The following is a 21,726-nucleotide window of genomic DNA, read 5'->3' on the forward strand; positions in this document are numbered from 1 at the left end:
GACTCCACGAAGTTAAATTCAACGCAGATGTGACAGTTTCCACGCGATTAGGTTCATGGCCAGGGAACAGCAGAACGTAGTGTGTCTAGCCCGGCCCCACGCCGGTTTTTTTCCATTCCTGCGACATGTTTTTCACGTGGCGTTCACTCCAGCCTCGCTAAATTCCATCTACTCCTTTGAAGAACTCCCTTGGCCCGCCCTCATCTGCGGGCTTTTTTTATGTCGCTAAACTTTCTGCGTAGTTGCATTGCACTTGAGGTGCGTGGAGCCCGGACTTAATTCATCGCTTACCACATCTGCGACATCCCTTTCACGAGACTTTCACGGCGTAGAACGCAAATTGCAGGCTACTCTCTCGTGATAGATATTTTAGCCCGCCATCGTGCGGGCTTTTTGTTTCTGCAGATCCCGTCAGGAATAACCGGCCTCGGTGAAATGATGGGCACATGGATGGGGATCAGCCCGTCGCGTCAGGTCTGACGCTGATCATCTGGCCCGCTGACTTGCTGCGGGTCCCTCACCCATTGCCAGAACAATTGATAGCCGACCGCGAGCATTACCGGGCCGATGAACAAGCCGATGATGCCGCTGGCGACCATGCCGCCCAAGGCACCGATCAGCACCACTGGCATCGGTACATTGACGCCACGCCCCAGCAGCAGTGGCTTGAGTACGTTATCGACCAGGCCGGCAACGAAGATATAGATGGCGAACACAACGGTCGCCGTGGTGGCACCCTGAGTGACGAAAACGTAGACGATCACCGGAAGGGTAATCAGGGTGGCCGGTAACTGCATAATGCCAATCAGCAGCACAGCCAAGGCGAGCAGACCCGCACCGGGGATGCCCATGAGCACGAAACCGACGCCGATCAGCAGCATCTGGATGAAGGCGATACCCACCACCCCCAGCGCTACCGCACGAATGGTGGCGGTGCACAGCTCGGTGATCTGCGGCCCCCTGACGGGACCGGAGATGCGCGAAGCGATCTGCACCGCACTGCGGCTCCCCCCCTCGCCATACGCCATGACGATACCGGCGATGATCAGGGCGCAGAAGAATATGAGGAAACCCATGCCGACGCCTGCGAGCTTACTCAGCAGAGTCAGACTGACATTCTTGATTTGCGGTATGAACTTCTGCGTCAGGCCGGGCAGGTCGGTAGCAGCTTGCAGCCACAGGCCATGCAACGGCTTGCCCACCAACGGCCAATCGGCTATCGAGTCGGCCGGTGGAGAAATATGAAAACTGCCGCTTTTGACCAGGGTGACGACACTCGCCACCGAGTCAGCGATCGAGGTGCCCAACAGGTAGATCGGCACCATGAGGATACTGATGGAGACCAGCACGATCAGCGTCGCGATGCGCCCCTCGCTGTGACCCATGGTACCCATGAGCCTGCCTTGCAGCGGGTAGAGAGTGATCGCCATGATCACCGACCAAAGCATCAAATCAATGAACGGACTGAATATCCGGAAGCAGAACATCACCAACACAGCAATCAGCCCGGCACGAATCAGTACATCGAGCAGACCACGGGAAAACGCCTTCTCGGAGTTGAGCGTGGGCGCCATTGATTGCCTCCTTGCAGAGCGTTGCAAAGGTATGAAATCGGTAAAGTCAGCATAGACGCAGAATTAATGGAAGACGGCAAATACGACCCTGAACGATATAACGACCCGAGGCAACAATTGACTGACAAGCCGATCAACGTGCGTCATGTATGAGTCATATGTAATACCCATTTAACACTACGTAATTTAATCCATATCCTTATTTACCCTCAACGCCAACAGCAACTATCCAGGCACAAAAAAGTTATCTAACGTTGATTATTTCTACAGCGTTCCCCCAACCAGGCATTGGACTGGCTGGCCTCTGGGCGGGCCAGCGAATTCCGAAGGGAGACGTTATCCCGTACATTGTTGCTCAAGTGGCTGACACGATTGCAGCTTCCGCAGTTCTTTTCTTCATTGCCACAGAGGCGTTTTAGGCGGATTGACAGGCAATATGCCGGGAGAAAAAAAGGAGGTAAAAATCCCGGCGCGGGGTTGAACACCATTGGCTGTGCTTTACTTGACATGAATCAAGGGTGGCACTTCGAGGTGGCGTACATTTGGTGCGCGACCACCCGTTGACCTATTGTCAGGGATGTTCCATGTTCTGGTTTCGCTATCACCAATCAGCGTTCATACGCCTCGCCATCGTGCTGTGGGCGTTAGCGTTTGGTATGGCCGCGACCCAGGGATGCCTGACACAGCCCAGCCACAATCCCTCGACAACCCACGTCTCGCTCAATACCGCGCAAGATGACGATAGCCACGACGCCCACCCCCTTGGCTGCATCGAACACTGCGCCGATGCGGCGATTGCAGTGAGTCCGTCATCGCCTCTTCAGCTGTTTGACCTGTCCAGTTGGACGTTCCTGCTACTGATCCCTGCATTGCTGATTTTTTACCCCGTCATCCCCTCTGCTTTTGCCTTTCTTGCATTGCGGCACCCTGCGCCCGCCAGACCGCCCGCTCGCCTGATTTTCGTCCGCTTCAACATTTAGACCGACCTTCTGCGCGCCGAACTCCGGCCGCACTTCTTGGCTGCGCCACTCTGGCGCGGCTTGGTATTACCTGTGTTGTCCTTACCCTTTGGAGATTGCTATGCATATGTCATTGAAATTGATCCTCGCTGCCCTGCTCGTCAGCAGCCCATTCATGGCCTCGGCCGCCGATGAACCACAGCCAGAGCCGTCGTCGACCACGCCAGCTCAAACAAGTGAAATGCCCATGCAGAGCAAAGCCATGACCGAGCAAATGCACAAAATGCAGGCGGCACACGACAAAGCGGCGGCCGCCAAAACCCCTGCCGAGCGACAGGCCGCCATGCAGGAGAACATGAAAACGATGAAAGACAGCATGGGCATGATGCAGAAAAACTGTAATGGCATGGGCATGTCCGGCAACAAAGACGGCATGGGCATGATGAACATGATGATGAAAATGATGGATCAGCAGTCGAGCATGATGGCGATGCCCATGAACAAGTGATCCCGAGGTAGCGCTGTAAATGCAACGGCGGTTTCATCCTGGCCAACGTGGCAAGGATGAAACCCGGCGTAGCGTTGGGCATGCTGCTGGTGATCGCCCTGTTCTATCTGGCCAGAGAACACCACGACCATATGAGGCCTGGTGACGCGTTGATCGGCGTCGGTGGTATTCAACGCTTTGCGCCTGCGCCAGGTTCCGATTGATTGAGTGACGACGGCCGCTTGACCTTGCCATAGCGGCAAGGTTGAGAATAAATCCAAGGCCACAGAAAAGCCGTATACACCCGTCCTTCCACGATCATTTTTTTGTGAGGCGTCATCGATGAAAACCGTTGAACTGCAAGTCCAGGGCATGAGCTGTGGTTCATGCGTCAAACATGTCAGCGAAGCGCTGCGCACACTTGAAGGCGTCAGTGACGTGGCAGTGGATCTACAATCCGGACGGGTGAAGGTCAGCGGCGATTCGGGCAGCCATGCGCTGCTTGCAGCCCTGCAGGACGCGGGCTATTCGGCACACCTGGCGACAGCCGAAAGCGTAGCCAGTAAAAAAACCTCAGGTTGTGGCGGGAACGGCGGTGGTTGCTGCTGCCGGTAAGCGGTCTTTTTGAATTGGAGAACTCCCATGAATACCAAGCTTCGTATCGCTGTTTTTACTGCACTCTTCATGGCCGGAGCAGCCCAAGCCGCTGAGGTCATCGACGTTTACCGCGACCCTAACTGTGGCTGCTGCGAGGAGTGGATCAAGTACCTTGAAGCCAATGGCTTTAGCGTGCTCGACCATGTCGAACCCAACATGAGTGAAGTCAAACAGCGCCTCGGCGTGGCTCCGCGCCTGGCCTCCTGTCATACCGCGATGATTGGCGGAAAGTTCGTCGAAGGGCATGTGCCAGTGGCACAGATCCTCGATCTGAAGAATCAGCCCGACCTCGTTGGGGTCGCGGTGCCCGGTATGGTATCGGGTTCGCCCGGCATGGAGTATGGCTCGACCAAACAGCCGTATCAGGTGATAGGTCTGACTGACTCCGGCACTGATCGGGTGATCGCGGATTACCCCGGCAATTGACGATGACCTTTGGGGCTGAACACATGGCGTCCGTTGGAGCTGCCAGATAACAAGCGCTGTTCAATCTCCGCGCAAGCCTGACCGCCCTTGCCAACCTGACTGAAAGGTCGAGTGGAGTGCGGTCTCTTCTGATACCCACCCGATCACAGGCGAGCTGCAAGTCCGGGTGTTGGCGCGAATGCTGACCGGGATTTAATCGCAGCAAGGTCTGACTGAATCCCAATCCAGACGCTTATGCAGCAGCACTTGCCTTATGATGAGCGTCAGAAGCAGTACAAGGCGATCACGGGACCGTAGCGGGCTCTTGGCGCGACGTTTTTTTAGGGGGTTATCGTGGGAATCAAGAAGTCAGCGCAAGAATTGAAGCGCGACCTTAATAATGTGGCCTGCAACCTGGAGCAAACGGCAGGCGAAATCAGTCGGCTCGCCGAGCGAATTAACGATGTGGATGTTGTTGCGGTGCTGCACCTGATGAATCGCTTATACAAGGATTCAGACCGATTAAAAGCCTATGTCGATGAGATCAAGTCTGGACGGATCGTCAGGAATAAAGCCGAGTAAGGTGGCGTGATTCATGTTTTTAGTCGGGATAATTTATCGCGACTTAGTATAAGCAGGCCTCCAAAGCATACGGAGATGCCTAACGCCCGAGGGCGTAGGGCGAAGGGCTGACGATTTGCGGAGGGACCCGTGAGGTACCGCCTGGAGGCTTAAATCCAAATAGACTGAACGAACCGACTTCACTGACTTCTTACGTTTATGGCGTTCCACTCTGTTCGCTGTGCACACAGGGTCATTCCATGTACATCGAAAACAACTCCGCGCTGCTCCAATCCCTGATTTCTCAGCTCTCGATTGCCGAATTCAGGTCTTCGCTTGCCCTGATGGGCAACTCGGAGCGAAACCTTATGGGCTTGAGGGATCTGATTCAGCTCGATATGATTTCTGGCGACTTTACCTACGGCCGCCTAAGTGATCCGCTTGGCCTGCTGCTCGTCGCCGCGGATCACATACGGCTGACCAAGCGGGGTGCGTTGTTCAGCTATCGCTAAGCGGCAATGCTTGGCAAATGATCATTCTGCCCTCTCTGTTAGCAGCATTGAATGGCACACTGGCAGCTTGCCTCGCGCCCCGGTCATCGCCTGATATCGGGTAGGCCCCTGACATTGGGTATGCTAGGGGCTCAACCGCGAGAATCAACCATGCGCAAACTCCGTCCCCATGACGACCCGCTGCCACAAATGATCGCAAATCTACTTGAATTGCGTGAGGCCCTTTCGAGCCTGAGCGCTAACGAAAGAACACTCAGCTCATTGAGAGCAAGTGACAAGGTTTGCGGGGTTATTTTGCCGATCAGCCGCAGGGCAGACTTTTTCGCCTCGAAGATCGGTCGCATGGTCGAAAGCCGGATAAAAAACATGACCGAAGCGAGCGCCGAGAATCCCCCGGCGCGCCTCCGATGAATGACCGAATAAAATAACTCATTCTGTTCTCTCGCCTTTCATACCTTACGAATCACTGCGGACACCCGCACTAAAAAGGGCTTACCTAAAGGTAGGCCTTTTTAGTCAGTAGAGAACAGTGAGCGCGCAAGGCACGGTTGATGATGCCCGCCGCTGTTTATATTATTGCGGACGCAGTAAACCTGAGCTCTTTTTCCCTTTTTACTCAACTACATGTCCAGTAGGCGACCTCGCATGAGGTACATTAAAATCTGATCCTCCCACCCAGGCAGCAGCCCTCGAACTCAGCAAGGATGTCACCGTGAATACCCATCAGAAGCTGCGAACCTTTGACCGGATCCGCGAGGCAGTGTTGCCGGAGTATCGCGACCGGGTTGCCGAGTACCTGAGCCTCTACGAAGAGGCTCTACACGACGATAACGTCCAGTCTGACGACCTGCGCGCATCGGCCAATCAGCTCAGGGGCTACTTGCGAGGCCTTAATACGACCAGGGTGTTGGGCATGGCTGACTGGGAAGAGCTGGACCGCCGTGTTGTCGAATCGTGGTTATGATCGATACATCAATGGGGCAGTACGTTTAGCCTGATTAGAAGAGTAAACCCAGGTTGTTTTTTTATCCGGGACCAGAGCCCATGCGACGTGATCGAGGCGACACCGATGTCAACACCAAGCCCGCAGTCCGGGCCTGTCAAAACAAAACTGATCGACCGTGTGTCCTGGCTGGATATCATTGCCGGCTTGTCGCTGGCGGGATTGCTGTTACCGGAGGCAGTCGCTTACGCAAGCATTGCTAATCTGGCGCCTCAGGCCGGGGTCATCGCCCTGTTTGCCGGACTGGTTTGCTACGGTTTGATCGGCACCAGCCGCTTCGCGATCGTCTCTGCAACGTCATCGTCTGCCGCCGTGCTGGCAGCTGCCTCCGCGACGATGGCGGGCCCGGACAATACGCTCCGGCTGGTCATTGCCGTCGCCCTGGTCATGCTGACCGGTCTGTTTTTCACGGTTGCGGGACTGGCACGATTAGGCAGCATGTCAGCCTTTATTGCCAAACCGGTTTTGCGCGGGTTTGCCTTCGGCCTGGCCATCGTGATTATTTTCAAGCAGATCGCTCACGTGGTTGGCGTCCACCCCCAGCACACTGACCTTATCCGATTCATGGCCGAATTATTCAGTCAGACAGGATCATGGAACTGGGCCGCCGTGGCGGTGGCCGTCGCTGCGTGGTTGCTGCTGTTCTTGTTTGCCCGTGTGCCACACCTGCCCGGAGGGCTATTGGTGATTGTCATCGGCATCACGGCCGGTGAATGGCTGGATTTTTCGCAGTATGGCATTAGCCTGGTCGGCTCCATAAACCTGCAACTGACCGCACCGACGGTCCCGACGCTGCTGTATACAGAATGGTTACGAGTAGGAGAGCTCAGTATCGCCATGGTGCTGATTCTCTACGCAGAGTCCTACAGTTCGATCCGCAGTTTTGCGATGAAGCATGGTGACAGTGTCTCGCCCAACAGGGATTTACTTGCCCTCGGCGCCGCTAACCTGGTGTCTGGACTTTTCCACGGCATGCCGGTGGGCGCCGGTTACTCCGCGACGTCGGCAAACGAGGCATCGGGGACTTTATCGCGACTGGCGGGTTGGTCTGCGGCCTTTGCGCTCTTGATCATCGTGATGACGCTTCTGCCGACCATCGCCCTGACCCCAGAACCGGTGGTGGCGGCGATTGTCGTGCATGCCGTCAGCCATACGCTTCGCCCTTCGACTTTTACTCCTTATTTCACGTTGCACCGCGACCGACTGGTCGTCATTGCTGCGGTATTGGCCGTGCTGTTACTAGGGGTATTGGATGGCTTGCTGGCCGCCATCGCTGTCAGCCTGGTGATGCTGTTGCGCCGGTTGTCCGAGTCATCAGTGACCATCCTTGGCCAGCTCAATCATGGCCATGATTTCGTCAGCACAACCCTTCATCCAGAGGCGCAAGCAGTCCCCGGTATTTTGATCCTGCGCCCACACACCGGTCTTTTCTTTGCGAATGCCGAGCGGGTGTTTGCGCAGGTACAAAAATACATTACGGTCGCTGGCGGTAGCGTGCACACCGTTATCCTGAGCCTGGAAGAGTCACCGGACCTGGACAGTTCAAGCGTGGAAGCGTTACAGGATTTTTGCAAAGTGGTCCTCGACCAGAACAAACACTTGATGCTCGCCCGTTTAAAAACCCGGGTGCAACAGGTATTGGTTCGAGCAGAGATTCCGGGGCTACCCATCGATATGCTGTGTGCGCTGAGCGTGGATGATGTGGTCAGGGTCGCGCAGGAACTCTATTCCGGGGCAAAAGCCAGTTCACTGGATGCTATGAACAATGAACCGGCGCTCTAGTTGCTGCGCTGAAAAGGCAGTTGTACGGTCACCCGTGGCCGCACTCGCACCCTACAGGCCGGGCAGACGCTGACCGATTTGCGCCGTGGCATAGCCGTTCAGAATCGTGGCCGCCAAGGGACTGCCTTCGGCGCCGGACCACGCGGCAAAGTCTGCTTCAGCAACGGGCATATACGGCCCGTGCTTCACTTCAAAGATCACGCCGCCCTCATCCAGAGAGAGCACTGCATGCCAGCAGCCCGCGGGAATTTCCAGTACCGCGCAGTCTTCGCCCAATACCGCGCGCTCGGTGACGGTACCCGCGTCGTCGAAATTCAACACCACAAACCGACCGCGCAAAGGATAGAGCAACTCCCAGGTATGGGGATGACGCTGGGCACGCACATACGTGCCTGGCTCCATGGCGATAGCCAGGCGCTGGATCGGGTCAGCCAGTTCATCGTGCAGGTTGCGGTTAGCGCGCAGGCGCTGGGATTGCTGGGCTTGGGCACCTAGCGCGTCCAGGTCAGCCGGGGTGATCTGTTTCATTTGAGGTTACCGGTAGAGGTAAAACGTGATTGTGGCCCCGTCCGCCTGCGTGCACAAAAGCGGCATCATCTGCCAGGGCGTGTGAGAAGGCCATTAGACACTACTCAGCAGCCATCGCGCACGCAAGCTACGGTGCGTGCAGCTCAACGCAAAAATATTTTTCGGCACGACCAGCGTAATGTTTAGTAGCTGCTACTCTGGATTTTGGATCCGTGAGCACGCCTATAAAACGGCGATGCACGTGGGTTGCCTCAAAGAGTAACTGCCAGACGACGGATTGCGCGTTATCTGGAAGGTCGGTGTGGCCTCTGTTCTCACGGACGACAAGCTTTGCTACACCGGTAATTGAATAGTTTAAAAGCGCTGAACGAATCGACGCACTATTAAACGTGCCCTCGGCATTATCAACCGTGCGCTACCCACGCGAGAGTGGGCGATCACCCAACGCCGTTATCCATGTTGTGATGAGTGCCTGCTAACGCCCCTTCTATATTCAAGAAAGTCGGGAATGTAGCCATGCAATACACAACGTTTTCAGATGAACAGATAAAGTCTCTCATCGAGGCTATCAATATCAACGGTTATGCCGTGCTACCTGGCTGGGCCACAAGCGCAGAGCTGACCGAGTTACAGAACCTGGCCACAGAGGCCGTCGTAGCGGCGGGTAACAGCTATGTTGCCCTGACCGGGCACCAAGCCGTTGCCGGTTCGCTTCTGGACGAATGGGGCCGCTCCCCGTACTTCGTCGATCTATGCAAGCGTATCGTTACGGCCGCGACGGGGGAGCATTCAACCGAGCAGCGTCTGTACCAGGTGTTGCGTTGCCTGACCGGCGAGCAAGGTCAACGTGAGTCCTCGATTTTCCACTATGACTCCTTCGTGCTGACCACCATCATGCCAGTCTGTATGCCGGATAATCCTGGCGATTTAATCATGCTGCCAAACCACCGCCCCCTCCGGAAGACCTATGCCTTTAACCTGCTCGACAAGCTGCGCGTCGACAACCGCTGGGCACAGCGTCGGCGGCTAAAAGAGTACGCGAACCACCCCGAGCGGTTCACCCGAGTCCGTATGCGACCGGGCGACCTTTACCTGTTCTGGGGCTACCGTTCGCTGCACACCAATCTGCCGGCTGATGCGAATGCCTTGCGCGCAACCGCTATTTTTCACTACCACAACCAGCATGCAGACAGCTCCCTCGCCGAGCGGATACGTCGATCAGTTGCCTATATCAAGCCGAATCAACCCGTGCCGATGTGAGTGGTCAGGAGCGGTGTTTCTGGTGCGCTCAGGGGTTAGCCGGCCAGCACGTGCGATGTCTTCAGCCATAACGTCACACAGGTGCCCGAATGCTTGACACTCTGCACACTCATCTTCCCGCCCAGTTGTTCAACGATGCGCTTGGCGTGGGCAAAACCAAGGCCGAATGAGCTTCCATCCGAGCGCGCAGTATCCGCTCGGAAGAAGACCTGCCCTAACTGCTCCAGATCCGTCGATGACATCCCTATACCGTCGTCTTCGACCGACAACTGCCAACCGCCGTCCGGCGATGTGCTCAACTTCACCCGCACATGACCTTGCGTCGCCGTGTACTTGATCGCGTTGTCGACCAGGTTTCCAAGCACCACTTCCCACTGCTCAAGCGAGCCGGGCGTCTCGTAACGCGCGTCTGCGTCGATCTGCACCGAAAGCGCCACATTTTTGGCCTGAGCCTGTCGCTGCCAACGGGCGGCTACCACGCGAACGACATCATCCAGCCGACATTCACTATTGATCCCGGCGATTTGGGCTTCGTCCAGTCGTGCCAGGTCCATTAGTGCCGACGACAACCGTTTCAACACCTGCATCTCCGCCAGAACATCTCGACAAGTGTCTGCGTAGTCTTGCGCCTCACGGGGGCGCATGAGAATAACCTCCAATGCAGATGTCACTGCGGCAATGGGCGTTTTCAACTCATGAGACGCGTTAGCAATAAACAGACGCTGGCTTTCCAGAACCGTGCGCACCGCATGCACCATCTCGGCATAGCTGTCGAACAGCAGCTTTTCCTCTGCTGAATGGGGTGTAAACACCACGCGCTGAGTAAATTCAGGGGGTTTGAGCAAGCGTAACTGCCGCGAAAAACTGCGCAGGTTTCGTGTGGAATACGACACCACCAGAAAACTACCCAGTGCCGTCAGCAGCAGAATGCCCATCGCCGCCAGAGTGGCCAGCCGTTTGAATTCACTCACTGCGTCGAGCACGGGCTGAGCATTGAGGGCCACCGTGACCGTCGTCTGAAGCGTGGCCGCCCCGGACTGACGCTCTATCTGCCCGCTTTGAACCAGCCATTTGCCGAACTCAGTGGTCAGCAACCGGGATGCTTCGCCTGTCACCTTCAAGGTCGTCATGCGCTGGCGTAAGGTGTTGCGGATTTTCTCAGGGGGGCCCTGAGACTCAAACATCGGAGGGCCTGCTTCGTCCCCCGCGATAAAATAGACGTCACGGTCACGATCCAGCTCTTGCGCAAACTCGCCGCTGCGCTGATAGACCAGTTGACCTGCCTCGGGGAGGATCAGCGCCTCGATGACGTCTGACTGAGTATCCAAATGATGGCGCAACTCATCCAGCCGAGCCGCTTCCACCCAATGGCTCAACCAAAGGACACTCAGCGCCAACACGCTCGCCTGCACAACGAATAACGTAATCGTTATTTTGATATTCAGCGAAAGCTTAAGCCACACGAAGCGTGAACCCCTTGCCGCGCAAGGTTTCAATCTCTACGCCCGACCCCATCAGTTTTCTGCGCAGGCGCGCGAGCAGCACATCAAGGCTATTGCTGTCCGGCTCCATGTCCAGGGAGTACAGCAATCCTGTGATAGCCGTGCGTTTGACCAACTGCCCGGCTTTACTGGCAAGCGCCACGAGCAAGTCATATTCCTTGCCCGTCAGCACCAAGGGGGTTTGGTTGATCGTCACGCTCATGGTTGCGAGGTCGATATTCAGGCCTGCCAGTTCCAGTAGCGTTGCCCCACGAGCCGTGGATCGCCGGTAAAGCGCGTTGACCCGGGCAATCAGCTCGACCATGTCGAAAGGCTTGACCAGATAATCATCGGCCCCCTGATCGAGACCTTCGACCCTGTCGCGCAAATCGCCCTTGGCGGTGACCATGATGATGGGCACTTCTCTTGCCTGCGCACGCACCGTCTTGATGAAATCCAAGCCCGACAACTTGGGCAACATCCAATCGAGCACGATCACGTCGTACTCGCTGGACTCGACGAAATAAAGTGCCTCCTTGCCATCCAGGGCGAGATCGACGACCCAGCCTCCCTCTTCGAGACCACGCCTGACGCTCTTGCCGAGCAGTACATTGTCCTCGACCACAAGCGCCTTCATTGATCACCTCGCCTTATCGTTCGCGACACGCTACCGCATTCGCACTTAGCCATAAAGTAGCCCGCTTTGCGTCGTTTTCTATCGTTAATGATCCATTCATTCGCACCTCAATAGACTGCCCGGCAATTACGCATGTCTGGGTACAACGATCATGACTCAATCGAAACAACGCATTTTGTTTGTGCTGCTGGTGGGCCTGCTGGCCACCTTGATCAGTTTGTCGTTCGCGCCCCTTGCTTCAAAGGTGCGATTCGGCCTGGAGTTTCGCGGCGGTTACGAGATTTACTACGTTGTGACACCGCAGCCAGGCGAACAGACGCTGTCCAAACAGGATGTGCTCAAGACCGTCGACATCCTGCGCCAACGGGCCGACAGCATTGGCATGTCTGAGCCTGATATCCGTCTTGAGGGTGACGATCACATTCGCGTGAAGCTGGCGGGACTGACGTCAGCGGATGAATCGCGCTCACTGCTGGGCGACACCCACGGGCTGCCGACGGTACTCACCGAGAAATACACCCAGACGGTCGGGAGTGTCCTTGGCAAGACGGCTCTGGCTGAAACCATGACCGCAGGAGTTATCGGCATCGCCTGTATCTTCCTCTTGCTGCTGGTGCTGTACCGAGGGGCCGGGCTGATCGCCGCATTCTGCACCGTCGTCTACCTGTGGCTGCTGATCATTCTGTTCAACGCATCACACGCGACCCTGTCGCTTTCTGCGGTGGTCGCCTTTGTGTTGGGGATCGGCATGGCGGCGGATGCCAGCATCATTTGCTTCGAACGCACCCGCGAGCAGCTCGCGCGGGGTCATGACCTGAGAACAGCGGTAGTGAATGGCTTCAATGGATCATTCCCGACCATTCGCGACGCCAATCTGGTCACTGCACTGGCGATGATCGCATTGTTTGCCGCAGGCATCGGGCCGATCCAGGGGTTCTCGCTGACCTTGCTGGCAAGCATCGTGATCAGTATTTGCACCAACTATTTCCTGGTGCGCACGCTGACCTTGTGGCTGGTGGATTCGGGTTGGTTGCCACAGGCCTGGTTGATCGGTGGCGGCAAGCCGCGCAAAGCGCGCAAACACTTTTTCGACTTCGTGAAATTCGGCAAAACAGCAATCCTTCTTTCGGTGCTGACCATCGCCAGTGGTGCGCTGTACTACCGTGCGCACGGACTCAATCTTGATATCGACTTCACGGCCGGCACTGCGCTGGATATCGATATTGATCGCCCGACAACCCAGAACGAGGCCACACAGATCATGACCGCTGCCGGGATCGTTCCGGCGACGCTCGCGGTAGGTGGTACGCAGAACGAACACATAGCGGCCCGCTTCGATGAAGTTCTCAAGCCCGCTGAGTTGAAGCAGGTGATTTCAGCCTTCCAGGCAAAATATCAGAAGGTCGAGTACGAAGAGAATACGGCGGACCCGGGCATCGCACGCGACTTCGCAACCCGCGCGATCTATGCAGTCCTGGCCGCATTCATCAGCATTACCCTGTACATCGGGCTTCGGTTTTCCTGGGCCATTGCCATGGCCACCGTCCTTCCGATCATTCTCGACCTTCTATTTGTCTCGGCAGTTTTCGCGCTCTTCAAGTTCGAAATCGATGTGACCTACGTTGCCGCGCTGCTGACCATCATCGGTTACTCGCTGAACGATAAAATCGTGATCTTCGGGCGCATCGTCGAAAACCTCAAACGGACCAAAACCCCAGACGAAGCATCCTTGTTAAGCATGGTCAATCAGAGCATCGCGCAAACCCTGGGGCGTTCCCTGTACACAGTGCTGACCGTGGTGATGGCCTCGAGCAGTCTTTATTTATTCGCCTGCGAACCGCTGCAAATGTTCTCGCTGGCATTGGTGATCGGGTTGATGTGTGGCGCGGTGTCGTCGATTTTCATCTCCAGCGCCCTCTGGGTCACGCTGCACAGTCGGTCCCTGCGCAGCCCCGATAAACGCTCGACCATTCCCCGTCTGACGTCGCGCCCCTTTCTCAGCCTCCTGCTGGCCGTGGGCGTCATCGGGTTGGGCGGCTGGTTTTGGATACCGACACTCACCCCTCAAGCATCGCCAAGCGCTCAAACGCTAGTAACCACAGGATCTCTGGGCGACCTCTCGTCATTTTCGGCCATCGCCAGCGACACCCTCGGCAAAGTAAAAGCCGGTGACATCGCAGGAGGGAAAGCCCGCATCAAGGACCTGGAAAGCGCATGGGACGCCTCAGCCAAGCAACTTCAGGCACGCAGCCAGGAAGGATGGACATCGGTGGATAAATCCATTGATCGAGCCCTCGTGCAATTGCGCTCCGGTACCCCGGACAAGGCCGCCATTGATGAAGCGTTGCAAACCCTGATCGCCAAGTTCGCAAGCCAACAAGGCCAGGTCGCGGCGCGAGTGAGCCCTGCTGGCGGTCCTCTGGGCGATCTCTCCGCCTACCGCAAAATCGTCGTGGACACCTCTGCGCTGGTCAATACCGGTGACATGAGCGCTGCACGTTCACGCATTACCGATCTGGAAACGGCCTGGGACCAAGGCGAAGAAAAGCTTCAACCGATGAGCCCCAGTGACTGGACCGCTGTGGATAAGTCCATCGACCGGGCCTTGTCGCAACTGCGCTCCGGTAGCCCGGCCCCTAAAGCCTGCGCCTCGGCCCTGACAACCCTGCTCGCCAAAATCGACAGTAAAACCACTCACTGATCGCTCTGAAACGAAGCCCTCAATGCGTCAGCGCTGCCGCCCCCCTTGGCCAGGGGAGCGCTGCAGCAAAGACGAACCGCCCATTTTTAAGGTTTTTTTCACGCGATCTGAACGTATTTTTTACAAATGTGGCGTCATATTGCCGAGATCCAATGATTAAACGGAATCAAACGCATGCAACTTCGTATTTCCAGTCTGGTCAAAACTGTCAGCGCTGCCGCCGCCCTCGCTTTTATTTCCATGGCACAGCCCGCACTCGCCGCTGACGCCGAGGTTTCACTGGTCATCAAAGACCATCTGTTTACACCGAATCCGTTGGAAATCCCTGCCGACACGAAGGTCAAGGTCACCCTTGAAAACCGTGATCAAACCACCGCCGAATTTATGAGCGATGACTTCAAAGGTGGCAAGTTGGTGACCGGAGGCAAAACCGTGAGCTTTTTCATTGGCCCATTGAAAGCCGGCACTTATGAGTTTCATGACGAATATAAAGAAAGCATTTCGAAAGCTCGGTTGATCGTTAAATAACCCACTTTCGGAGTAAACCCCATGCTATCGACAGCGCTCATTGTTTTCAGGGAAATCCTCGAAGCTGCGCTTGTGGTGTCCATCATCCTCGCCGCCACCAAAGGCGTGTACCGCAGAGGTTATTGGGTGGCGTGGGGCGTTGTGGGCGGCATTCTGGGCGCAAGCCTTGTGGCGGTCTTTGCGGACGCCATCAGCGCTTGGGCCTCCGGTGCCGGGCAAGAACTGTTTAACGCTGGCGTCATGTTTATCGCGGCGCTGATGTTGGCCTGGCACAGCATCTGGATGAGCAAGCACGGGCGCGAAATGGCGGTGCAGCTCACCCAGGTTGGTGAAGCCGTGAGCAGTGGAGACCGCGCGCTAAGCGGGATGGCCATCGTCGTGGCTGTCGCTGTGCTGCGCGAAGGGTCCGAAGCCGTGCTGTTTTTGTACGGGATCGCGGCCAGCGACCCAAACCAGACCTGGCAAATGCTAATGGGCGGATTGCTGGGCATCGCCAGCGGCGTGGCAATGGGTATTGCGCTCTACTTCGGATTGCTACGCGTCGCGATGCGTCATCTGTTCAAGGTGACAAACGGGATGATCATCCTGTTGGCGGCGGGCATGGCGAGTCAGGGAGTCGCCTTTCTGGTCAGTGCCAACTGGTTGCCTGCGCTGGGTGAAACACTGTGGGACAGCTCTTGGCTGCTGAAAGAAAGCAGCATCGTTGGCAAAATGCTACACACCCTCATCGGTTATAGCGCCCAACCTTCGGGGATTCAGGTGCTGACGTATCTGGCGACGCTGATCATTATCACGGCGCTGGTTCGACGATCAGGTCGCCCCAACAAGAAGTCTCTCCCGCTTAAAAATACAGACTCAAGCCTTACCTGATTCGGTTCTCCATCAGAACACCGATTCACCGTTTACACAGCGTCCTCGCATTTCCAGGGTTTATCGGCAGGCTTACTTTATCCCCCCCGGGGGGATACTATGCCGACACTCTGAACCAGGACGCCCATCGCCATGAGCGACGATTCACACCCTCATACGCACCCTCACCCTCACACGCACCAGACTCATGATGCGATTGTTAAGCGGCTCAAAAAGGCCGAGGGTCATCTGCGCAGCATCATCACCATGATCGAAGATCAGCGGGCCTGCGTGGATATCGCCCAGCAGTTGCACGCCGTTGAGAAAGCGGTTTGTCAGGCCAAGCGAACGCTTATTCAGGATCACATCGATCACTGCCTGGAACACACCGTGGACGCACTTGCCAATGGGGCCCGCGCGCCACTGGAAGAGTTCAAGCAAATCACCAAGTACCTGTAGGCCTGTCATGCCAAATTTTGCTGAACTGCTGCAACAGGGCGGAACTCACGCCTGGCTGTATTTCCCGAGTGCCATTTTGCTGGGGGCATTGCACGGCCTGGAGCCAGGGCATTCGAAAACCATGATGGCCGCTTTTATCGTGGCCGTTCGAGGCTCCGTCAAACAGGCGATTTTGCTGGGCCTGGCGGCGACGGTTTCGCACACCGCAGTGGTGTGGTTGGTTGCTATTGGCGGTATGTACCTGGGCAAAGGGCTGGATGCGCAAACCACTGAACCGTACTTTCAGCTGGTCTCATCAGGGCTGATCATCGCGATTGCGCTGTGGATGCTCTGGCGCACATGGCGTGGCGAACAGATGTTCAAGTTCGAGCAAGATGGCGATCACCACCATGGTGAGCATGATCATCATGATGAAACCCGTCGCATCGACACCGGCCACGGACACATCGAACTGTCGATTTTTGAGGAAGGCACACCACCACGCTGGCGGCTGAAACCGTTGAGCGGGCATGCATGGCCTGCTGCCGAGGTCAGCGTGTCGACGACGCGTCCAGACGGACTGACCCAACAGTTCGCATTCGTCGATCGCGGCGACTATCTGGAGTCAGTGGCCGAAATCCCCGAGCCTCATCAGTTCAACGCGCGCTTGAGTCTGGGGCATGCCAGTCACACTCATGATTATGATCTGGACTTCCATGAGCATGATCACGACCACGTTCACGCCGAGCTGGAAGGGCTGGAGTTATCGATAGACGGCTATCAAGATGCCCATGAACGGGCGCACGCCAATGACATTCGCAAACGCTTCACCCACCGCGAAGTCACCACACGCCAGATCATCCTGTTCGGCTTGACCGGCGGCCTGATCCCTTGCCCGGCGGCCATTACCGTTTTGTTGCTGTGCCTACAGGTTAAAGAGGTCGCTTTAGGCGGCGTACTCGTTCTGTGCTTCAGTATCGGCTTAGCGATCACCCTGGTCAGCGTCGGTGTCGCTGCGGCCGTGGGTGCAAAGCAGGCGTCCAATCGCTGGCCGTGGCTGGGCGCAGTGGCGCGCCGCGCACCTTACCTCTCAAGCCTCTTGATCATCGGTGTCGGGCTGTACGTGGGCATACATGGCTGGCTCGGACTGAGCGGGCAATAATCAGCGAAAGGCAGACGTGTGCCTGCACGCAAGCAGGCACGGCTCCCCAAATATCCGCTCACCGCTTGTCTGCCGGGATCTTCCTCGGCATGGACTTTTGATCTAGATCAGTTGGCAATACCTTCCGAGGCGTACAAGAGGTTCCAAGTTCCACGCTTAGAGTCCCTCCCATTTCTTGCGACGGAAGCATCAACATGACCATAAGTCCAACAAGCAATGTCAGCGGCAGCGCCGCGTTTCCAAGCGTCAACGGTGAACACTGGATCGATTTGCTGAGCAACGGGACCCACATCCTGATCAGGCCTTTGGCACCTCATGACAGGGACCGCGAGTTTAACTTCATCAAAAAGCTCTCCCCAGAGTCGCGGCACTTTCGCTTTCTCGGTTCAATGAATGAACCCAGCATTGCCCTGCTCGATCAATTGATGGACGTTGATAACAAAAAGCGAATGGCTTACGTCGCGTTGGCCCATAAAGACGGCGAGTTGATCGAAATCGGCGTGAGTCGGTATGCCGAGCTGGAAGAGGAAGGGCAATGCGAATGCGCGGTCGTGATTGCCGATGACTGGCAAAATCTTGGCATGGGGACGTTACTCATGCGGCATTTGATCGACGCCGCACGGCGCAACGGTTTTGCGCAGATGATATCGATCGATTCGACAAGCAACACGCACATGCATCAGCTGACTAAACAGTTAGGCTTTGAATGCCACCGAGATCCAACGGACGCAACCCAAGTCATTTACAAACTTGCATTGAAGTAACACCGCCCTCGCAGATAGCACGGTAGTTTCAAGGTCACGTGCTATCTGTTCTCATTTGATCGCCTCAGGCCCTCCAATCACCCAGAGGGCCCGCGTCTCGAAACCTTCGAGTCAGCCTGCTGCCGTCACGCCATCATCGGTAGCGTGACGTGCTGATAATCGGGTTCATCCCATTGAATTGAAATCACGCTATGCTTTGACCACTACCTGTAGCAGCCTATCGGTATGATTCTCGGTCATCGGCCATTAATTTTTCCAGGCAAGCGCTTCCTTATGGAAAACCCCTACGCACAGTTGAGCAACTTTGTTGACCTGATGCTCGACGCTGTCTGCGTGGTGGACCCTCAGGGTCGCTTTGTGTTTGTGAGCGCTGCGTGTGAACGCATTTTCGGCTACACGTCCGAGGAAATGATCGGCCGGGTCATGATGGACATGGTGCTGCCAGAAGATCGAGCGCGGACGCTGCAGGCCGCCAGCGAAATCATCGGCGGGCAGCCTAAACCCCATTTCGAAAATCGTTATGTGCGCAAAGACGGACAAATCGTGCACATCATGTGGTCGGCCCGCTGGTCGGAAGTCGATCAACTACGGGTAGGGGTTGCACGTGATATCACGGAGCGCAAACAGTCAGAGTCGGTACAAGCCGCGCTGTACTCCATTTCTGAAGCCGCCCACGCCGCCGAGGATTTGCCCGCCCTGTTTCATCGCATTCATCAGATCATTGGCGAACTTCTGCCCGCGCTGAATTTTTCCGTGACGCTGTATGACGAAAAGAATGACCAACTGAGCTTTGCCTACCACGTGGATGAGCAGGACCAGGCACCTGCTCCACGGACAGTCACCGACTCTTTGAACGCAGAGGTGATCCGCACCGGGCTCCCGCTGCTATTGACCCCCGAGACACTGACCACCTTCCCGGAATATTTACGCGCCGAGTTCGACACCGATTCGCTGTGCTGGCTGGGCGTACCGTTGCACTCGAACCGGGGCACTATCGGGGCTTTGGTGGTCAAGAGTTACTCCGGCGGCACACGCTATACCGTGAAGGATCAAGAGCTGTTGCAGTTCGTCTCCACCCAAGTCGCCGCCGCTATCGAGCGCAAACAGCTGCACGCTCGACTGCAATACATGGCGCAATATGACCAACTGACCCAGTTACCCAATCGCGGACTGTTCCAGGATCGGCTGCAGACTGCACTCGCGATGGCCCGGCGCGAACAAGGCCAGTTCGCCCTGCTCTACCTCGATCTGGACAAGTTCAAACAGGTCAACGACACCCTCGGCCATGCGGCAGGCGACCGGTTGCTGCAAGAAGTAGCGCAGCGCCTCAAACAATGTGTGCGCGAAACCGATACGGTTGCGCGCATCGGCGGTGACGAGTTTCTGGTGCTGCTGCACAACATCCAGTTGCCGGAGGACGCCTTGCGGGTGGCTGAAAAAATCCACCGCGAGCTTAGTGACCCGCTGAACATGGAAGGTCAAGGTTTGTGCACTCTGCTGAGCATCGGGATCGCGCTCTACCCCGAACATGGCATAGAAGAGAAACAGCTGCTCAAGCACGCCGATGAAGCCATGTATTTCGCGAAAAAGAATGGCGGTAATCACTTCCGTACGGAGGCCGAGCCCAGCCAGTGCGACGCCGACTGACCCACGTGCAGCCGCCGATTGGCTCGGCGCGGGTTCAGCCTCCGCGTTAAAAAAGCAGATACAAGGCGACTCAAGGAATGAGTCGCCTCGCCCTTCATTCACCCAGCGGGCGCAGCCGGTATTGCGGCGGCAACTGCTCGAAGCCGGTGATGGTCGCGTTCAGGCTTTTCCAACGACCATCCTTGATGCCGTAGATGCAGCCATGAATCGACAGGCTCTGCCCCCGATGCCAGGCATTTTGCACAATGCTGGTATGGCCGACATTGGTCACTTGCTGGATTACGTTCAGCTCGCACAGCCGGTCAACACGCTCTTCCTCAGTCGGTAGCAGGGCCAAGGGAACGCGGTTTTCGTAATACAAATCGCGGATCGAACGCAGCCAGCCATCGATCAAGCCAAGCTGACGATCCTGCATCGCTGCACGTACGCCGCCACAGCCATAGTGGCCGGTGACCAGGATATGTTTGACCTTGAGCACGTCCACTGCGTACTGAATCACCGACAGGCAATTGAGGTCAGTGTGCAGCACGACATTAGCGACGTTACGGTGCACGAACAGATCGCCCGGCAGCATGCCGACGATCTCGTTGGCTGGCACGCGAGCGTCAGAGCAACCGATCCACAGGTATTCCGGCGCTTGCTGGCGGGCCAGCTTGGCGAAAAACTCCGGGTCTTTCTGCTTGATCGCGTCGGCCCAGCGCTCGTTGTTATCAATCAGATCTTGTAGTTCGTTCATGCGTTGAAGCCTCGAAGATGATGCACAGCTTTGACTGGCGCCCGGCTGTCTGGGTCACGCTTATGTGCCACTACTTTGGCTGAGGAGACAAAAGGAATCTTCATCGTTGCGGCCGGTCAATCTTTATAAGGCCCCAAAACATGAGGAATTGCCATGACTGAATCACGCCGCCCCTACGGTGCCCCACAGCCTGAACCGATCGATGACAATGAAGACCGTATGGGCTCGATGGAAGAATTGCACTTCGATGAAGACGAGGACCCTGGCCGCATCGGTGATCTTGTGCCAGAAGACGAACTCGAACATGAGTTCCCGGACAAGCGGGTTCGTGAAGCGGGCATGACCGGTGCGTCAACCCCGGATCACCACTCCACCGACGATGATCTGGACCCGGAAAACATGATCGACGAAGATGGCGCACGTTCTGCGGATGAAGCCGGCGAAAACCGCCCTGCCGATTGGGATTTGAGTGTCGTCGATGAAAATGACATCGGGGGTGGCGATGGCCTGGATGAAGCTGAACTGGCTCGCCACGATCCGCTCGACGGCAAGCCAGAGTAACGACCATTCCAGCCCCGAGTAGACGCTACTCTTCCAGCAGTGTGCAGGCCATGACCAGCGCGTCTTCGCTCCCGCCGACCGCTGGATAATAATCTCGACGGCGGCCCACCTCGTTGAAGCCGTAGCGCTCATACAGGCGATAGGCCGCCTGGTTACTCGCGCGCAGTTCGAGGAAACATTCGCGGCCGTTCATCTGGTAGGCCCGCGACATCAGGTGTTCCAGCAAGCGCAGGCCCAGACCACGGCCCTGGCTTTCTGGCTTGACGGTGATGTTAAGCAGGTGCGCTTCGTCGATGATGACGTTGATCACGCCGTGGCCGACTTGCTGGGCACCTTCGAACATCAGCCAGATTTCGTAGGACTTGAGCCCGTCGAGAAAGATGCCTCGGGTCCAGGGATGGCTGAACGCCGCGTATTCGATTTTCAGTACAGCGTCCAGGTCCGCTTCGGTCATCGGGCGGAAAGTTACAGCGTCGCTCATTGAGGGGCTCTTT

Annotated in this window: 25 protein-coding genes; 19 read left to right on the forward strand and 6 right to left on the reverse strand. The window is 56.5% G+C overall.

Translation table 11 applies throughout. The features are described 5' to 3' along the window. Positions 1–470 precede the first annotated feature (470 nt). Positions 471–1,574, reverse strand: a complete 1,104-nt coding sequence (locus AC1MEA_RS03210) for an AI-2E family transporter (protein WP_480916686.1) — start codon at positions 1,572–1,574, stop codon at positions 471–473. 584 nt (positions 1,575–2,158) lie between these two features. On the opposite strand from AC1MEA_RS03210, the gene AC1MEA_RS03215 reads away from it, so the two are divergent. The 10 genes from AC1MEA_RS03215 (at position 2,159) to AC1MEA_RS03260 (ending at position 7,940) form a co-directional block, all read left to right on the forward strand. Beyond that, positions 2,159–2,554, forward strand: coding sequence for a hypothetical protein (locus AC1MEA_RS03215; protein WP_480916687.1), 396 nt, complete (start codon positions 2,159–2,161; stop codon positions 2,552–2,554). A gap of 100 nt (positions 2,555–2,654) precedes the next feature. Continuing rightward, the gene (locus AC1MEA_RS03220; protein ID WP_480916689.1) at positions 2,655–3,041 is read left to right on the forward strand and encodes a hypothetical protein; all 387 of its coding nucleotides are present in this window, start codon (positions 2,655–2,657) and stop codon (positions 3,039–3,041) included. Positions 3,042–3,097: 56 nt separating this feature from the next. Next, positions 3,098–3,244: a hypothetical protein gene (locus tag AC1MEA_RS03225; RefSeq protein ID WP_480916690.1), complete on the forward strand. Its 147-nt coding sequence runs from the start codon at positions 3,098–3,100 to the stop codon at positions 3,242–3,244. Between the two features lie 118 nt (positions 3,245–3,362). Beyond that, the gene (locus AC1MEA_RS03230; RefSeq protein WP_480916692.1) at positions 3,363–3,635 is read left to right on the forward strand and encodes a heavy-metal-associated domain-containing protein; all 273 of its coding nucleotides are present in this window, start codon (positions 3,363–3,365) and stop codon (positions 3,633–3,635) included. A gap of 27 nt (positions 3,636–3,662) precedes the next feature. Beyond that, positions 3,663–4,103, forward strand: coding sequence for a DUF411 domain-containing protein (locus AC1MEA_RS03235; RefSeq protein WP_480916694.1), 441 nt, complete (start codon positions 3,663–3,665; stop codon positions 4,101–4,103). Positions 4,104–4,436: 333 nt separating this feature from the next. Beyond that, on the forward strand, positions 4,437–4,664 hold the full coding sequence (locus AC1MEA_RS03240) for a hypothetical protein (RefSeq protein WP_219063445.1): 228 nt from the start codon (positions 4,437–4,439) through the stop codon (positions 4,662–4,664). A gap of 239 nt (positions 4,665–4,903) precedes the next feature. After that, on the forward strand, positions 4,904–5,155 hold the full coding sequence (locus tag AC1MEA_RS03245; RefSeq protein ID WP_219063444.1) for a hypothetical protein: 252 nt from the start codon (positions 4,904–4,906) through the stop codon (positions 5,153–5,155). 150 nt (positions 5,156–5,305) lie between these two features. Next, positions 5,306–5,566 carry a hypothetical protein gene (locus AC1MEA_RS03250; protein WP_480916696.1) on the forward strand — a complete coding sequence of 87 codons (261 nt, stop codon included), beginning with the start codon at positions 5,306–5,308 and terminating at the stop codon, positions 5,564–5,566. A gap of 301 nt (positions 5,567–5,867) precedes the next feature. Then, positions 5,868–6,119 (forward strand): hypothetical protein, encoded by a 252-nt coding sequence (locus tag AC1MEA_RS03255; protein ID WP_480916697.1) that lies wholly within the window; start codon positions 5,868–5,870, stop codon positions 6,117–6,119. Positions 6,120–6,224: 105 nt separating this feature from the next. Next, on the forward strand, positions 6,225–7,940 hold the full coding sequence (locus AC1MEA_RS03260; protein ID WP_480916699.1) for a SulP family inorganic anion transporter: 1,716 nt from the start codon (positions 6,225–6,227) through the stop codon (positions 7,938–7,940). 51 nt (positions 7,941–7,991) lie between these two features. Here AC1MEA_RS03260 and AC1MEA_RS03265 read toward each other — a convergent pair whose 3' ends face one another. Continuing rightward, positions 7,992–8,468 carry a WbuC family cupin fold metalloprotein gene (locus tag AC1MEA_RS03265; RefSeq protein ID WP_480916700.1) on the reverse strand — a complete coding sequence of 159 codons (477 nt, stop codon included), beginning with the start codon at positions 8,466–8,468 and terminating at the stop codon, positions 7,992–7,994. A gap of 516 nt (positions 8,469–8,984) precedes the next feature. Here AC1MEA_RS03265 and AC1MEA_RS03270 point away from each other — a divergent pair. After that, positions 8,985–9,728, forward strand: coding sequence for a hypothetical protein (locus tag AC1MEA_RS03270; protein WP_480916701.1), 744 nt, complete (start codon positions 8,985–8,987; stop codon positions 9,726–9,728). Between the two features lie 35 nt (positions 9,729–9,763). On the opposite strand, the gene AC1MEA_RS03275 is transcribed toward AC1MEA_RS03270, so the two are convergent. Further along, positions 9,764–11,191 carry a sensor histidine kinase gene (locus AC1MEA_RS03275; RefSeq protein ID WP_480916702.1) on the reverse strand — a complete coding sequence of 476 codons (1,428 nt, stop codon included), beginning with the start codon at positions 11,189–11,191 and terminating at the stop codon, positions 9,764–9,766. Then, complete coding sequence (locus tag AC1MEA_RS03280; protein ID WP_480916704.1) at positions 11,181–11,846, reverse strand: response regulator transcription factor; 666 nt, start codon at positions 11,844–11,846, stop codon at positions 11,181–11,183. Before AC1MEA_RS03280 ends, AC1MEA_RS03275 begins: the two co-directional genes overlap by 11 nt. Before the next feature lie 151 nt (positions 11,847–11,997). On the opposite strand from AC1MEA_RS03280, the gene secF reads away from it, so the two are divergent. The 7 genes from secF (at position 11,998) to AC1MEA_RS03315 (ending at position 19,935) form a co-directional block, all read left to right on the forward strand. Further along, entirely contained in the window at positions 11,998–14,547 is a 2,550-nt protein-coding gene (gene secF / locus AC1MEA_RS03285; protein WP_480916705.1) for a protein translocase subunit SecF, read from the forward strand. 174 nt (positions 14,548–14,721) lie between these two features. Beyond that, positions 14,722–15,075 carry a cupredoxin domain-containing protein gene (locus AC1MEA_RS03290; protein ID WP_449636121.1) on the forward strand — a complete coding sequence of 118 codons (354 nt, stop codon included), beginning with the start codon at positions 14,722–14,724 and terminating at the stop codon, positions 15,073–15,075. 21 nt (positions 15,076–15,096) lie between these two features. Then, positions 15,097–15,945: an FTR1 family iron permease gene (locus AC1MEA_RS03295; protein WP_449636122.1), complete on the forward strand. Its 849-nt coding sequence runs from the start codon at positions 15,097–15,099 to the stop codon at positions 15,943–15,945. A gap of 132 nt (positions 15,946–16,077) precedes the next feature. Further along, a complete protein-coding gene (locus AC1MEA_RS03300) occupies positions 16,078–16,383 on the forward strand; it encodes a metal-sensing transcriptional repressor (RefSeq protein WP_219063430.1) in 306 nt (101 codons plus the stop codon). A gap of 7 nt (positions 16,384–16,390) precedes the next feature. After that, positions 16,391–17,524, forward strand: a complete 1,134-nt coding sequence (locus AC1MEA_RS03305) for a nickel/cobalt efflux protein RcnA (protein ID WP_480916707.1) — start codon at positions 16,391–16,393, stop codon at positions 17,522–17,524. Between the two features lie 194 nt (positions 17,525–17,718). Next, on the forward strand, positions 17,719–18,288 hold the full coding sequence (locus tag AC1MEA_RS03310; RefSeq protein WP_480916708.1) for an N-acetyltransferase family protein: 570 nt from the start codon (positions 17,719–17,721) through the stop codon (positions 18,286–18,288). A 273-nt stretch (positions 18,289–18,561) separates the two neighbouring features. Then, positions 18,562–19,935 carry a sensor domain-containing protein gene (locus tag AC1MEA_RS03315; RefSeq protein WP_480916709.1) on the forward strand — a complete coding sequence of 458 codons (1,374 nt, stop codon included), beginning with the start codon at positions 18,562–18,564 and terminating at the stop codon, positions 19,933–19,935. 94 nt (positions 19,936–20,029) lie between these two features. Here the strand turns inward: AC1MEA_RS03315 and can are convergent, their stop codons facing one another. Further along, a complete protein-coding gene (gene can / locus AC1MEA_RS03320; protein WP_480916710.1) occupies positions 20,030–20,671 on the reverse strand; it encodes a carbonate dehydratase in 642 nt (213 codons plus the stop codon). Positions 20,672–20,824: 153 nt separating this feature from the next. On the opposite strand from can, the gene AC1MEA_RS03325 reads away from it, so the two are divergent. Beyond that, positions 20,825–21,232, forward strand: a complete 408-nt coding sequence (locus AC1MEA_RS03325) for a serine kinase/phosphatase (RefSeq protein ID WP_480916712.1) — start codon at positions 20,825–20,827, stop codon at positions 21,230–21,232. 25 nt (positions 21,233–21,257) lie between these two features. On the opposite strand, the gene rimI is transcribed toward AC1MEA_RS03325, so the two are convergent. Next, a complete protein-coding gene (gene rimI, locus AC1MEA_RS03330) occupies positions 21,258–21,713 on the reverse strand; it encodes a ribosomal protein S18-alanine N-acetyltransferase (protein WP_480916713.1) in 456 nt (151 codons plus the stop codon). Positions 21,714–21,726 lie beyond the last annotated feature (13 nt).

The sequence above is a fragment of the Pseudomonas sp. ASL8 genome (assembly GCF_056680355.1).